At 61.1% G+C, this 13,985-nt stretch carries 13 protein-coding genes; 8 read left to right on the top strand and 5 right to left on the bottom strand.

Going from position 1 to position 13,985, the window contains the following annotated elements:
• Positions 1-18: 18 nt before the first annotated feature.
• Positions 19-1,131, bottom strand: coding sequence for a CobW family GTP-binding protein (locus J2045_RS00780; RefSeq protein ID WP_307368072.1), 1,113 nt, complete (start codon positions 1,129-1,131; stop codon positions 19-21).
• A 94-nt stretch (positions 1,132-1,225) separates the two neighbouring features.
• On the bottom strand, positions 1,226-2,023 hold the full coding sequence (locus J2045_RS00775; protein ID WP_307368067.1) for a creatininase family protein: 798 nt from the start codon (positions 2,021-2,023) through the stop codon (positions 1,226-1,228).
• Positions 2,024-2,113: 90 nt separating this feature from the next.
• On the opposite strand from J2045_RS00775, the gene J2045_RS00770 reads away from it, so the two are divergent.
• The 4 genes from J2045_RS00770 to J2045_RS00755 all read left to right on the top strand — a co-directional run bounded on the left by J2045_RS00770 (position 2,114) and on the right by J2045_RS00755 (position 5,309).
• Entirely contained in the window at positions 2,114-2,641 is a 528-nt protein-coding gene (locus J2045_RS00770; RefSeq protein WP_307368064.1) for a MarR family winged helix-turn-helix transcriptional regulator, read from the top strand.
• 76 nt (positions 2,642-2,717) lie between these two features.
• A complete protein-coding gene (locus J2045_RS00765; protein WP_166601491.1) occupies positions 2,718-3,734 on the top strand; it encodes a LacI family DNA-binding transcriptional regulator in 1,017 nt (338 codons plus the stop codon).
• A gap of 56 nt (positions 3,735-3,790) precedes the next feature.
• Positions 3,791-4,753 (top strand): 2-hydroxyacid dehydrogenase, encoded by a 963-nt coding sequence (locus J2045_RS00760; RefSeq protein WP_307368056.1) that lies wholly within the window; start codon positions 3,791-3,793, stop codon positions 4,751-4,753.
• A gap of 76 nt (positions 4,754-4,829) precedes the next feature.
• Positions 4,830-5,309, top strand: a complete 480-nt coding sequence (locus J2045_RS00755; protein WP_307368054.1) for a hypothetical protein — start codon at positions 4,830-4,832, stop codon at positions 5,307-5,309.
• On the opposite strand, the gene J2045_RS00750 is transcribed toward J2045_RS00755, so the two are convergent.
• Positions 5,310-6,068 (bottom strand): gamma-glutamyl-gamma-aminobutyrate hydrolase family protein, encoded by a 759-nt coding sequence (locus tag J2045_RS00750; RefSeq protein WP_307368051.1) that lies wholly within the window; start codon positions 6,066-6,068, stop codon positions 5,310-5,312.
• A gap of 239 nt (positions 6,069-6,307) precedes the next feature.
• Between J2045_RS00750 and J2045_RS00745 the strand changes: the two genes are divergently transcribed.
• Positions 6,308-7,414, top strand: coding sequence for a TRAP transporter substrate-binding protein (locus J2045_RS00745; RefSeq protein ID WP_307368047.1), 1,107 nt, complete (start codon positions 6,308-6,310; stop codon positions 7,412-7,414).
• Positions 7,415-7,611: 197 nt separating this feature from the next.
• On the opposite strand, the gene J2045_RS00740 is transcribed toward J2045_RS00745, so the two are convergent.
• Together J2045_RS00740 and J2045_RS00735 are read right to left on the bottom strand one after the other, a co-directional pair.
• Positions 7,612-9,393, bottom strand: a complete 1,782-nt coding sequence (locus tag J2045_RS00740) for a TRAP transporter large permease (RefSeq protein ID WP_307368045.1) — start codon at positions 9,391-9,393, stop codon at positions 7,612-7,614.
• Complete coding sequence (locus tag J2045_RS00735) at positions 9,386-9,976, bottom strand: TRAP transporter small permease subunit (RefSeq protein ID WP_307368042.1); 591 nt, start codon at positions 9,974-9,976, stop codon at positions 9,386-9,388. Before J2045_RS00735 ends, J2045_RS00740 begins: the two co-directional genes overlap by 8 nt.
• Positions 9,977-10,354: 378 nt before the next feature.
• Here J2045_RS00735 and J2045_RS00730 point away from each other — a divergent pair, with 378 nt between their 5' ends.
• From J2045_RS00730 to J2045_RS00720, 3 genes are all read left to right on the top strand, one after another.
• Positions 10,355-12,664 (top strand): putative bifunctional diguanylate cyclase/phosphodiesterase, encoded by a 2,310-nt coding sequence (locus J2045_RS00730; RefSeq protein WP_370872965.1) that lies wholly within the window; start codon positions 10,355-10,357, stop codon positions 12,662-12,664.
• 200 nt (positions 12,665-12,864) lie between these two features.
• Complete coding sequence (locus J2045_RS00725) at positions 12,865-13,614, top strand: N-acyl amino acid synthase FeeM domain-containing protein (RefSeq protein WP_307368036.1); 750 nt, start codon at positions 12,865-12,867, stop codon at positions 13,612-13,614.
• 132 nt (positions 13,615-13,746) lie between these two features.
• Complete coding sequence (locus J2045_RS00720) at positions 13,747-13,971, top strand: aa3-type cytochrome c oxidase subunit IV (protein WP_166601482.1); 225 nt, start codon at positions 13,747-13,749, stop codon at positions 13,969-13,971.
• Positions 13,972-13,985 lie beyond the last annotated feature (14 nt).

Raw genomic sequence — 13,985 nt, 5'->3', positions numbered from 1 at the left:
GGGCGCAGCGCGCCCCGTTCATGCGGCGGCTTCGCAGGCCTTGAAGCTCGCTTCGAGTTTCTCCCGGTCGAGTTCGCGGCCGATGAAGACGAGGCGGCTCTCGCGCTTCTCGCCGTCCTTCCAGGGACGCTGGTGATCGCCCTCGACGATCATGTGAACGCCCTGCACCACATAACGTTCTTCGTCGCCCTTGAAGGCGATGATGCCCTTCAGCCGCAGGATGTTCGGCCCTTGCGTCTGGGTGACCTTCTGGATCCAGGGGAAGAAGCGGTCCGGGTTCATCTCGCCGCCGCGCAGCGACACGGAGGTCACCGTCACGTCATGGATCGCCGAGGGGGCGTGGTCATGGTGGTGGTGGCCGTGGCCGTGATCATGATGGTGATGATCATGCCCGTGATCATGGTCATGATGATCGTGGCCATGGTGATGATGATCGTGATCGCAATCCGGGCCGCAGACATGGTCCGGCTCGTCATGGTCGAGGAAATGCGGATCGTTTTCGAGCGCGCGCTCAAGATTGAAGGCGCCCTGGTTCAGGACCTTGGCGAGATCGACGCCGGAGCGGGTGGTCGAGTAGATGCGGGCCGAGGGATTGATGGCGCGCACAATGTGCTCGATCTGGTGCAATTCGTCATGGCTGACGAGGTCCGCCTTGTTGACGACGACGACATCGGCGAAGGCGATCTGGTCTTCGGCTTCACGGCTGTCCTTCAGGCGCAGCGGCAGGTGCTTGGCATCGACCAGCGTGACCACCGCATCAAGCTCGGTCTTGGAGCGTACGTCGTCGTCCATGAAGAAGGTCTGGGCGACCGGGACCGGGTCGGCCAGGCCCGTCGTCTCGACGATGATGCCGTCGAAGCGGCCGGGACGGCGCATCAGGCCCTCGACGACGCGGATCAGGTCGCCGCGCACGGTGCAGCAGACGCAGCCATTGTTCATCTCGTAGATTTCTTCATCCGACTCGACGATCAGGTCGTTGTCGATGCCGATTTCGCCGAATTCGTTGACGATGACGGCGTATTTCTTGCCATGGTTTTCCGACAGGATGCGGTTGAGCAGTGTTGTCTTGCCGGCGCCGAGATAGCCGGTGAGCACGGTGACGGGAGTCGGTTTTACGGATGCTTCGGTCATGAAAGCCTCTGATGTCCTGGGAGCGCCGGGCGATGCGGCTGTAATGGTATTACCCCCATATAGGCGTTCCGCTTCGCCAGTTCAAAGGCTTTCGTCACGTCGAGACGAGGTCCGAGACATCAAAGCTATGCACGTCCTCCAGTAGTTCCAGGAGCCCGCCCACGGCATGGGCGATCAGCCCGTCTCCCCGCTCCGCCGTTGCTGCGGCCGCATTGCCGGCGACGCCGTCCGGGTTCAGATCCGACATCTTCCAGCCGAAGGCATGCGGGCCGTAGGCGCGCAGGTGTTTGTACCTCGCCGCAAACTCGGATTGGCGGGAAGGGAAGGCGCGGACTTTCGTCAGGTCGACGCGTTCGGGGGCGAGGGCCAGCATCACCGACGTCTCGATATCGCCGCCATGGATGTCGATCGCCTTGTCTTCCGGCCTGATCCAGCCCTCGGGTTGGCCGAAGCGGGTCCAGCTGGTGGCTACCACCAGCATGTCGAAGCGGACGCGCGCTTCGGTCGCGACGATGGTCAGAAGCGGAGAATTGCCGCCATGGGCGTTGAGCAGCACGAGCTTGCGGATACCCTGGCGATGGAGATCCTCGGCAATTCCGAGCCAGCGGGTGACCGCCTCGTCATAGTCAAGGGTGCGTGTGCCCTCGACGTCCATGTGTTCGATGGAATAGCCGATAGGTTCGACCGGGAGCATGGTGACCGGCAGGTGTTCGGCAAGTGCTGCAACCACACGCTCGGCGATGCCGGCGGCAATGATCGTGTCGGTCTCGAAGGGCAGGTGGGGACCGTGCTGCTCATGGGCACCAAGAGGAAGGACGGCGATCCAGTCGTGCCGATCGGCTGCAGTCAGTTCCGGATCGTTATCCTTGAACCACGGGGCTGGTTTCGCCATCTGGTCTAAGCTCCTGATCTTCGTTATGCATTGCAGCCGTCGCTGCGTGTATGAAGTGGCGACCGCAGCGTGTGTCGACCGGGGAGAGTCATGGCGAAAAAGGACAAGGCCGACAAGGACCGCGGCGAAAAGAAGAAGGGCAAGAAGAAGGAGCCGCCAGGCTCCGGCGTTCTGTGTGCCAGCGTTACCCAGGTTGCGCGCGCCATGCGCACTCATCTTTCCCATGGTCTTGCCGCAAGCGGTCTTTACCCCGGCCAGGACGGCGTCGTGCAATTGCTCGCCCAGGGAGACGGGCAGACACCCGGCGCGCTCGCCCACCAGCTTGGCGTGAAGGCGCCGACCATGACCCGCACTATCGGGCGCATGGAGGCGCAGGGTTTTGTCCTTCGTCGCACCGATGATCGCGACGGCCGGCTCACCAAGGTCTATCTCACCGACGAGGGGCGTGGCAGCGTGGCCCGCATCGCCGAGGCAACAGCGGCCTGCGAGGCACAGGCGCTCCAGGGGCTGTCGGGCAAGGAGCTGAAGACACTGGTCAAGTTGTTGTCGGTAATCGACAGCAATCTCTCCGGCCATGCTCCTATGCGACCTTCGAACGAGGCCGAGGAAGACGATTGAAACACCTCCTTAAATTGTTTAATTAAAACTTTTAAGGGCGATGAAACGCCCGCCGTTCTGCTGCGAGGGAGGAAACGTGGCACAAAAGGTAAAGCTTTCGACCATTGCGGAGTCGCTCGGTCTTTCGACCGCCACCATCTCGCTTGCGCTTCGTGACAGCCCGCTTGTGGCCGCCGATACCCGCGAGAAGATCAAGGAACAGGCGCGCGCGCTCGGCTATATCTACAATCGTCGCGCCGCCAGCCTGCGCACGTCCCGCTCCGGGATCATCGGCGTGGTCGTGCACGACATCATGAACCCGTTCTACGGTGAAATCCTGAAGGCCATCGAGACCGAACTCGATCGCAGCCGGCATACCTTCATCCTGTCCAACCATTATGACAGTGTCGACAAGCAGCGGATGTTCGTTGAAACGCTCCTGCAGCTCGGCGGCGATGGCGTGATCATGTCGCCGGCCATCGGCACACCACCGGAAGACGTCATGCTGGCGGAAAACAACGGCATGCCGGCGATCTTCATTGCGCGTTCGATGGATGGTGTCGAGGTGCCGATCTATCGTGGTGACGACACCTACGGCATCTCTCTTGCCACCAACCATCTGATCGGTCTCGGCCATCGCTCGATTGCCATGATCGGTGGCACGGACCAGACATCCACCGGCCGTGATCGCTACCAGGGCTATGTCAACGCCCTGCGCAAGGCCGGCATCGAGGTGGATCCGGGGCTGCGCATCCCGGGACCGCGTACCAAGCAGGGCGGCTTCGAGGCGGCGGTCAACTTCCTTTCCCTGCCGCAGAAGCCGACGGCGGCCGTCTGCTGGAACGATCTCGTTGCGATCGGCCTGATGAACGGGATCGCCCGTGCCGGGTTGATCCCGGGTCAGGACATTTCGGTCACCGGCTATGACGACCTCGAGGAGGCCTCGATCGCCACTCCATCGCTGACGACCGTGTGGAACGGACAGGCGGAGGTCGGGCGGCTTGCCGCCCGCGCCCTGCTCGACAAGCTGGCCGGAAGTCATGAGCCTGATGGCATCCACCTGATAAAGCCCGAGATGCGCATCCGCCAGTCGACCGGACCTATCCGCCGCTGACCCTCGGCCGGTTTTCATGCCCGGCCGCTCCCAACCTTGCCTGCCAGGAGACAGCCATGTCCGATCGCCCCGTCATGTTGATCCCCGGTCGTATCCATGCGCGCGTGCGATCCCGCCTTGCCGAGAAGTTCGAGCTTCTTGAGGCTGGCGACGCGTCGGCATCGGAATGCGACGTCGAGAAGCTCGCTCAGGTGCGAGGCGCTGCCGTTTCCGGCCGTTTTCCGGCATCACTCATCGCGCGACTGCCGAAGCTCGAGGTGATCGGGAGCTTCGGCGTCGGATATGATGGTGTTGATGTGACGGCGGCTGCGGCGCGCGGGATTGTGGTGACGAATACGCCAGACGTGCTGAACGACGAAGTGGCCGATACCACGATCGCGCTGCTGCTCAACACCGTGCGCCTGTTTCATTTTGCCGAGCGGCATCTGCGCGACGGGCGCTGGGAGCGGGAAGGGGCCTTTCCGCTGTCGCCCCTGTCGCTCAAGGGGAGGCGGGTCGGCATTCACGGCCTCGGACGCATCGGCATGGAGATTGCCGCCCGGCTCGTCCCGTTCAAGGTAGAAATCGCCTACCATACCCGGCGACCGCGCACGGATGTGCCTTTTGCCCATCACGACACGCTGGTGGGACTGGCAAAGGCGGTCGACATCCTGATCTCGATCGTGCCGTCGACGCCGCAGACGAACGGCGCAATCAATGTCGAGGTGCTTGCCGCGCTCGGACCGAGCGGCGTGCTGATCAATGTGGGGCGCGGCTCGACGGTGGATCAGCCTGCCCTGATCGCCGCCCTTCAGGATGGCACGATCGCCGGTGCCGGTCTCGACGTCTTCGCCGATGAGCCGCATGTGCCGCAGGCGCTCATCGATCTGCCTAATGTCTCGTTGCTGCCGCATGTCGCCTCTGCATCGGTGCCGACACGCGATGCCATGGCCGATCTGGTCGTCGACAATCTCCTCTCCTGGTTCAATGAAGGTCGACCGCTGACGCCGGTCCCGGAAACCCCGGTCTCACCGGACTGATTCGCGAAGCCAGCCTTCCGCAAGTTTCGACGCGCATCCTGCCAGAACCTGGGGTTTCGAGCGGAAGGATGATCGCATGAAGACCTCTCTCGCCATCGTGGCGACCTCCCTGGTTTGTGCGGGTATTTCGGCGTTCGGGCTCACGCTCTGGGGTGTGCCGAAATCGGCAGACCAGGAGGTCGCGGATCCGATCGTGCTCGGAACCATTCCGTCCGCCGGGACAGCCGAACTTCCCATTCCCGCCGCTCTGCAAATGCAGACCGCTTCGCCGCCTGCCATCTTCTCGGTATCGAATTTCAGCCGCAAGACGGTCTGTCTGGTGGAGCGCGGTGCTGCGCTCACGAGCCGAAGCCGGGATTTCTTCGCTCCACCCGATTGCGAGCATGTCTGGCCGGGGCTCACCCGGGCGACCAACTGGACGCAGAACGAGGACGGAAGCGTGACAATCACCGATGGGCACGGGGCCACCGTGCTTGCGCTGGTGCGCGGGCGGCATTTTTCCTACGAGGCGGCAGAGGCTTCGGCAGACGACCTCGCCCTGCTCATGCTGCCCTGATCAGGACGGGCTCCGGCGGGCGGCGAAATCGCGGACGGCATCTCCGAAAGCCTCGAAGAGGGCGCGTGATGGCGCGTCGGTTTCAGCCCAGTATTCCGGATGCCACTGGACACCGACAGCGAAGCCCTTGGCGTCGATGACCGAAACGGCCTCGATCGTTCCGTCGTCGGCCAGTGCCTCGACCTGCAACCGTGGTGCTGCCTTGGAAATTGCCTGGCGATGCAGGGAGTTCACCGGCACCCGCCCTGCGCCGAGATAGCGTGCGATACAGGAGCCCTCGGCGATGATCACATCCTGTCGGATGGCATAGGCGACGTCGCGGTCGGGGTGCTGCGGCTTGCGGTGATCCTCGATGCCGGGCTGTTCGTGTATTTCCGTCGCCAGTGTTCCGCCGAGGGCGACGTTCAGTTCCTGGATGCCCCGGCAGATGGCGAGCAGCGGGATGCCCCGGTCGATCGCCCGGCGGATCAGCGGCAGGGAGGTGGCGTCGCGCGCGGGGTCGAACGGGCCATCACTCTCCCTCACTTCGGCGCCGTAGAGGCTCGGATGGACATTGGTCGCGGAGCCCGAGACGAGCAGCCCGTCAACGCGATCCAGAATCACATCCGGATCGATGCCGTCCTCCAGCGCCGGAACCAGCAGGGGAACGACCTCGGCAGCCTTGATGGCCGCCTTCACGTACTGGGTCTGGACGGCATGCCAGGTGGTTCCGTCGAACTGGCGGATATCTGCAGGGATGGCGACGATCGGTCTGGGCATCGAGCTCTCCTGGAACAGGCGACATGCTTGGCGTCCGAAGGCATATCCTGTCAAGCGCCATCCTTGTTCGCGCTAACACAAAACCTCGTCGTCACAAGCGCTTGCGGGGCATTTCGCCTCACCCAAAAGAATAGCACGCAAGCGCTTGAAACGCTTTGACCAAAATGGTTAGCTCGCGCATCGCTGCCGGGAGGGGCCGACGATGCCCGCCGGTGGGGCCACTAAATGGGAGGTAGTTTATGGATCGTCGTTCATTCATCAAGAAGGCTGGCGTTGCCGGTGCGGGCGCAGCCGCGTCCACCGTGCTTGCCGCACCCGCCATCGCGCAGGAAAACCCCAAGATCACCTGGCGCTGCTCGTCGGGCTTCCCCAAGGCGCTTGACACCATTTATGGTGCGGCGGAAGTGTTTGCCGCAGCCGTCAACGAAGCAACCGACGGCAATTTCCAGATCCAGGTCTTTGGCGCTGGCGAAATCGTCGGTGCGCTGGAAGGCGCAGATGCCGTTCGTGATGGCACCATCGAAATGGCGCATACCGCGTCCTACTACTTCTTCGGCAAGGATCCGAGCTGGGCATTCGGCACGGGTGTTCCGTTCGGCCTGAACCAGCGCATGACCAATGGCTGGCTCTACGAGGGCGGCGGTCTTGACCTGCTCAACGAGTTCTATGCCGCCAACAACATGATCTCGTTCCCGGCTGGCAATACCGGTGCGCAGATGGGCGGCTGGTTCCGCAAGGAAATCAACACCGTTGCCGATCTGCAGGGCCTGAAGTTCCGCATCGGCGGCTTTGGCGGACGTATCATCTCCGAACTCGGCGTTGTTCCGCAGAACATCCCGGGTGGTGACATCTACGCTGCTCTCGAGCGCGGCACGATCGATGGCGCCGAATTCGTCGGCCCTTACGACGACGCCAAGCTCGGCTTCAACAAGGTCGCGCCCTATTGCTACTATCCCGGTTGGTGGGAAGGTGGCGTGACGCTGATGAACATGATCAACCTCGACAAGTGGAACGAGCTGCCGAACAACTACAAGGGCATCATCAAGAGCGCTTCGGCACTTGCCAACGGCGTGATGATGGCGCGTTACGACAGCCTCAACCCGGCCGCTCTGAAGAAGCTCGTCGCCGAGGGTACGCAGCTTCGTCCGTATAGCCGCGAGATCTTGGAAGCCTGCTTCGATGCAGCAACCAAGGTCTATGGGCAGATCAGCGCCGAGAACCCGCAGTTCAAGAAGCTGCACGATTCCTACATGGGCTATCGCGGCGACGGTTATCTGTGGTTCCAGCTGTCGGAATACAGCTTCGACACGTTCATGATGCTTCAGCAGCGCGCCGGCAAGCTCTAAGCCTTTCACTGCTAATCGGTCGACAGGGCCCCGGGATGAAAGTCCCGGGGCCCTTTTCCGTTGGTTGACAGGCTTGCGCCCGCCATCGGTTGCTCGTGCAAAGAAAAACCCGGCGTTTCCGCCGGGTTCGAGGTTCTAGCATGATGCTTTCGATCAACGCGTGGCAAGTCGCCGGTATCGCGTAGAACTGCAATCACTTAGGGAGCTGGTGGAGTTGCACCCCCAGCAGGCGGGTTTGCGGGTGCTCCGAAATTCGGGAGCGCTGGCATGCCGTCTCCCGGCCCCGGAAGCCCGAATGACGGCGTGCCTTGAAGTTCCATTCCACCATCCAGGCTCATCCCCGGCTGACCGAATCCTGATCCGCCGGCATTGTTGATCTGGCTGTTGATGTCGCTCTGGTTCATCTGGATCGGCTCGGACTTGTAGTGGGTGACGAGGCCAGGGAACGCGATGAGAATGCCCAGCATGACGATGTTGATCACGATGAAGGGTAGCGTCCCGGTATAGATCGCGCGCGTCGTGATCGGGTCGATCATCCGATCGGTCGTCTTGTCGTACCAGGCCTTGGTCGGTGCAACGGAGCGCAGGTAAAACAGGGCAAAGCCGAAGGGTGGCGTTAGGAAGCCAACCTGGAGGTTGAAGCCGAGAAGGACGCCGAACCAGATCAGATCGATACCAAGCTGCTCTGCCACCGGCACCAGAAGCGGCACGAGAACGAAGGCGATCTCGAAGAAGTCGAGGAAGCAGCCGAGGATGAAGACAATGATCGTCACGACGATCAGGAACCCGGTCTGGCCACCCGGAAGCGCCAGCATCAGATCCTCGACCCATATGTCACCGGAGATGCCATAGAAGGTGAGGGCAAAGACACGGGCCCCGATGAGGATGAACATCACGAATGTCGCCAGCTTGGCCGTTGCTTCCAGAGCTTGCGACAGGGTCTTGAAATCGAGGCGGCCCTTCGCGGCTGCCATGATCAGGGCACCTGCCGCGCCCATGGCACCACCCTCGGTCGGTGTGGCAATGCCAAGGAAGATCGTGCCGAGGACGAGGAAGATCAGCGCCAGCGGTGGAATGAGGACGATGATCACCTGCTCTGCCATCTTGGAGAGATAGCCCAGCTTCATTTGCCGGTTTGCCAGCGCGAAGAGGTAAGGCAGAACCGTTGCCAGCAAGGCCGACCAGACAACGCGCGTCTCATAGCGGAAGCTACCGAAGATGAGATAATAAGCGAGCACATACAGCAGCACTGCGGCGACAAGGATCAGGTAAAGCGAACGTCCGCCACTGCCCAGCGGGCGCGCTTCCGGGGGCAGGGCCGGGACCCATTTTGGCTTGAGCAGCGTGATCGCGAAGATGTAGAGGCAGTACATGCCGATCAGCATCATCGCTGGCACGATGGCGCCGACATACATGTCACCGACGGAACGGCCGAGCTGGTCTGCCATCACGATCAGGACGAGCGACGGGGGTACGATCTGGGCCAGCGTGCCTGACGCGGCAATCGTGCCGGCTGCCAGGCCGGGGTGGTAGTTGTAGCGCATCATGATCGGCAGCGAGATCAGGCCCATGGCGATGACCGAGGCGGCCACCACGCCGGTTGTTGCCGCCAGCAGGGCGCCAACGATGACAACCGCAAAGGCCAGACCGCCGCGCACCGTTCCAAACAATTGGCCGACGGTGTCCAACAGGTCTTCCGCCATGCGTGATCTCTCAAGGATCAGCCCCATGAAGGTGAAAAAGGGAATGGCCAGAAGCGTGTCGTTGCGCATGATGTCGAAGACACGGTTCATGTTCGCCTGCGCCAGCGGCCAGGAGAGACGGATCTCCGGCGAAATGTGGCTCAGTTCAACGCCGAAGATGAAGAAGTAGATACCGCCTGCAGCCAGGGTAAACGCGACGGGATAACCGAGCAGGAGCATGCCCATGACAATGACGAACATGATCGGCGCAAGGTTATGGGCGAAAAGATCAAGCATTGCTGCCCTCCTTCGTCTGCCTGGTTGCGTTCTCGGCCTGTTCTGGTTGGGCGTGTCCGGATACGATCGTCGGTTCCTCCAGGTCGCCACGCATGATGGCGTAGCGCTTGATGATCTCGGAGAATGCCTGGAGATTCAGCATTAAGAAGCCGACAAAGATGCTTGCCTTTGCCGGCCATATGATCAGACCACCGGCGTTGGAGGACATTTCGCCCGACATGAAGGAACGCCAGAAGAAGGGCCATGCGAAGTAGGTCATCATCAGGCAGAACGGCAGCAGGAAGAAGATGTGGCCGAGGAGATCGATCCAGTCTCGCGTCCGCTTCTTGAAGTTGCCAGCCAAGACGTCGATGCGCACATGATCGTTGCGCTGGAGTGCATAGGCCGCAGCCAGCATGAACACCGTACCGAACAGATACCACTGGACCTCAAGCCAGGCATTGGAGGAAATGTCGAAGGTCTTGCGAATTACGGCATTGCCGGCGCTGATCAGGACGGCGGCCAGGAGCAGCCAGGAAACCCAGCGCCCGATGGCCCCGTTGATCGCGTCGATCAGCCGGGAAACAGCCAACAGGATTGTCATTGTGTTTGTTCTCCCCTTGTCGTTTCGTGCTTAGAGCAATGGCCAAGCGCGCGCAACTGGACTGCGCACATGGTCCCCGGGAGCCGACGAAAGTTGAAGCGCCGTGTGTGCCTCCGCGCCACAGGGTGGCGGCGCCCTTTCCACGGGACGTGTGCCGATCTGTGGCATTTTAACGGTTCCGGTTGGTTGGCCTTAACAGGTTCTGACTTAGTCGTTTGCGTCCCGCTTCGAAGCAGTGCATTTTAGCATCTGCTTCGGTTGGAGTGTTACTGTGACGTTTTAGGACATGCTTTTTGGCCCTTTCATGGGGCGCAGGGATTGAAAGACATATCATTTGATATCTGAGTTTCGCGTCCAACCTCGCCGGGAGGGCAGATGATGAGCGCCGAGAAGGGGCATGACCAGCATGTGCCCACGGATGTCTATCTGTCGTTTGTGAGCTCACTGTTCGACAACCGCTTCACGCTGTTCACCGGCATGGTTGTCCACATCCTGACCTTCGTCACCGTCTTCGTGCAGACGGGTGCTTCCTTCTATCTCCTGCTCTGTGCATGCTTTGTCCTCGTCTTCGCGTTCCGCCTGCACTCCTTCTTCTTGTTCGATCGCGAGGACAAGAAGTCCCTGACCAGAGAGCGGATCGCGGCGTGGGAACGCCGCTATGTGCTGGGGGCTGCTTCTACGGCAGCCATTCTCGGCGTGGGCAGCGGTTACGCCATGCTTGCCTTCGAGGACACCTTCGCCGAGCTCGCCTGCATTTCCGTCGCCATGGCGTCGATGGTTTCGGTCGTGGGGCGCAACTATGGCTCGCGACTTGCCGTTGATCTGCAAACGCTCGCCTGCTGCACGCCGATGGTGATCGGCAGTCTTCTCGCGCAGGACATCTTCAAGGCGCTGCTGTCCCTGATGCTGGTGCCCTTCGGCCTGACAGTGCGGGCCATGGCGAACGGCGTGCGCGAGTTCCTGTACGAGAATGTCATTGCCTCCCGTGAGATGGCGAAAATTGCCGACCGGTTCGATACGGCGCTGAGCAACATGACCCACGGCCTGATCATGCTCGATCCCGGCAACCGAATCGAGGTTATCAACCGCAAGGCCTGCGAACTGCTCCATCTCGGCGACCGGGGGCGGCTGGCGGGGTGCGATCTCGATGTGGTCCTGCGCTACGGTGTCCGCCATACCTTCATCGACGGAGCGATGCCCAGCCTGCTGCAGAAGCAACTCGCGCAGCTGACGCAGGGGCTGTCCAACCGGGCCATGATGCACTTCTCCGACGATCTCGTGCTGGAGTTCTCCGCCAAGCGTCGAGATGAAGGGGGCGTTGTCCTGATCTTCGAAGACGTGACGGCGCGGGTGCGTGCGGACCGGAAGATCCTCCACATGGCCCGCTATGACAGCCTGACCGGTCTGCCGCAGCGGGCGTATTTTAACGATCTGGTTCGCGAGCGCATGGAGCGACCCGGGGAATTCGGTCCGATGATCGGGCTGATGATCCTTGATGTGACCGACTTCAAGCATGTCAACGACCTCAAGGGGCATCTGACGGGTGACAGGCTGCTCGTCGCGATTGCCACCAGGCTTACGGAGCTGGCGGCCGGCAAGGCGGTGGTCGGTCGATTGGTGGGCGACCACTTCATCTGCTTCTTCCCCAATGTGGAGGCGCGCGAGGACCTCGAGGCCGACATGCGCAGCCTGCATGCCGCAGCCTTCGGAAGTTACGATGTCGCCGGATCACACATTCCGGTCAACTTCTCCGCTGGCGCGGTTCTGCTCGCCAGTGCCGACGTGAAGATGGACGACTGGCCGGTCAAGCTCGACATTGCACTGTTCGAATCCAAGGCTCGCAGCCGTGGCCAGTTCACCCTGTTTGCCGACGAGATGGACGCGCGCTATCTTGAGCGCCAGCGGTTGAAGGCCGACCTGCGGGCAGCTGTCGATGACAATGACATAACGGTCGTCTACCAGCCGATGTTCACCCCGGATGGGCGTGGCCTTGCCTGCTGTGAGGCGCTGGCCCGCTGGCACCATCCGGAGAAAGGTGCGATCGCCCCCAATATCTTCATCCAGATTGCCGAGGAGATGGGCATCGTTTCGGCTATCACACACCAGGTCCTGCGCAAGGCCTGCATCGACTGCGGCAACTGGCCTGAAACGATCGGCGTGTCTGTCAATCTTTCGGTTCATGACCTGCGCCACGGCGATCTCGCCGGAACCGTTGAGCGCATCCTTCAGGAAACCGGGCTTTCAGCGAAGCGCTTGCATCTGGAGGTTACAGAGAGCAGCCTGATCGAGGAACTGTCCGCCGCCCGTGCCATGCTGGACAGGTTGAGGCAGCTCGGGATCACGATCTCGATCGATGATTTCGGCACGGGTTTTTCGAGCCTCAGCTATCTCGACACGCTGCCGGTCGATGTCGTCAAGATCGACCGTTCCTTCGTCCGGGACATCGGCGAAAATGCGCGCCGCCTCAAGCTGCTGCGTGGCATCGTCAGCCTGGCACGAGGGCTGGACATCGGAATCGTGATCGAGGGGGTCGAGACGCGGGAGCAGCTGGCGCTGATCAAGAAGCACAATTGTGCAGATCTCATCCAGGGCTATGTGTTTTCCATGCCGATCAGTCCGCATGCCGTGGCCGCACTCGCCGAACAGGCGGAGCTCACGGGCATCAAGGGGGAGGCTGGCGTCGCCTGAAGATATTCCGGGCCGCAGTCTTTGCGTTTCAATTGTCAGCTTTTTCTCTTCATTCCGGTGCCTTGCGAGACATTGATTTCGCTCGCAACCATTAACCTTAATACCTGTCATTTTAATTGCTTGTTAATATTGAGGGGGGCGGCTGGGAACAGGGCGTGATACCCCATTGGCATCGGCAACGACCGGGGCGAGCGTCTGGCATGGAACTGGAAGGCTTTTCGGAACGATTGATGCGGCATCTCGATTTCATCGAGTATCGCCGGGTCGAAACCCAGGAAGATTTCGAAGACATCGAACAGCTTCGCTACAAGGCATACAAGGCGGCGAATGTCTTGCCTGTCGCAGCTCCAAGCATGATCGACGAGGCGGATTTCGATCCACATGCCTATGTCTTCGGGATCTACTACTTCGAGGAACTCGTCAGCACGATCCGGCTGCATCACGTCAACCCAGCCCATCCTCTTTCGCAGTCTGCAGGCGTCTTTCCCGACGTGATGGAGGCCTATCTCGATGCCGGCCTGACATTGATCGACCCGGCGCGTTTCGCGGTCGATCCGGACGTTGCGGCAGAACTTCCGATCCTGCCATACATCACCCTTCGTCCGAGCATCGTTGCGGCCGCCTACTTCAAGGCCGACCGGGTCCTTCAGCATGTACGCCCTCATCATGCTGCGTTCTACAAGCGCGTCTTCTACGCCGAGACGGTGGTCGACCGGCGCATGACGGAGATCTATGGTCTCGAACTGACATTGATGGCGACGAATACCCATACGACGGGTGAAAAGCTTCTGAAGCGATACCCCTTCTTCGATTCCGGTGTGCATGAACGACGGCTGATGTTCGGACGGCAGGAGGCGCACCTGCCGACAACGCCGCTGACGATCCTGCCGTCGGCGCGCCTCGTGGCGGCTGGCAAGATCACGGGTGCCGTCGCCGGACGGGATTATTGACCACGAACAATGGAGGCGATTGCACTCTGCTTGTCGTTTGTGTATGCGGGAAAAAGATAAAATTCCGCCCACAGCCGCATCTAGCGTGATTCTGCCGTGGTGCCGCCAGTCCTACGATTTGGGAGATCGAACATGAGCGAACATCATTCCGGTCCGGTCGAAACCGGTGCTTCGATGGACTACAAGGAGCACGAGAAGACCTACGACCTCTTCATCGCCGGCACCAAGTATGGCACCGTGCTCCTCGTCACGCTGATGATCGCCATGGCTGCAGGCTTCTTCGGCGGTGCCGGCCTGATCGGCGGGTTCTTCATCTGGATCGTTTTGACGGTCGCTGGCATCTTCATGATGCGCTGATTGACTGGGCACAT

The sequence above is a fragment of the Peteryoungia aggregata LMG 23059 genome, from assembly GCF_030814435.1.
Lineage (GTDB): Bacteria > Pseudomonadota > Alphaproteobacteria > Rhizobiales > Rhizobiaceae > Allorhizobium > Allorhizobium aggregatum.
This window is presented reverse-complemented; position numbering and strand designations above follow the sequence as displayed.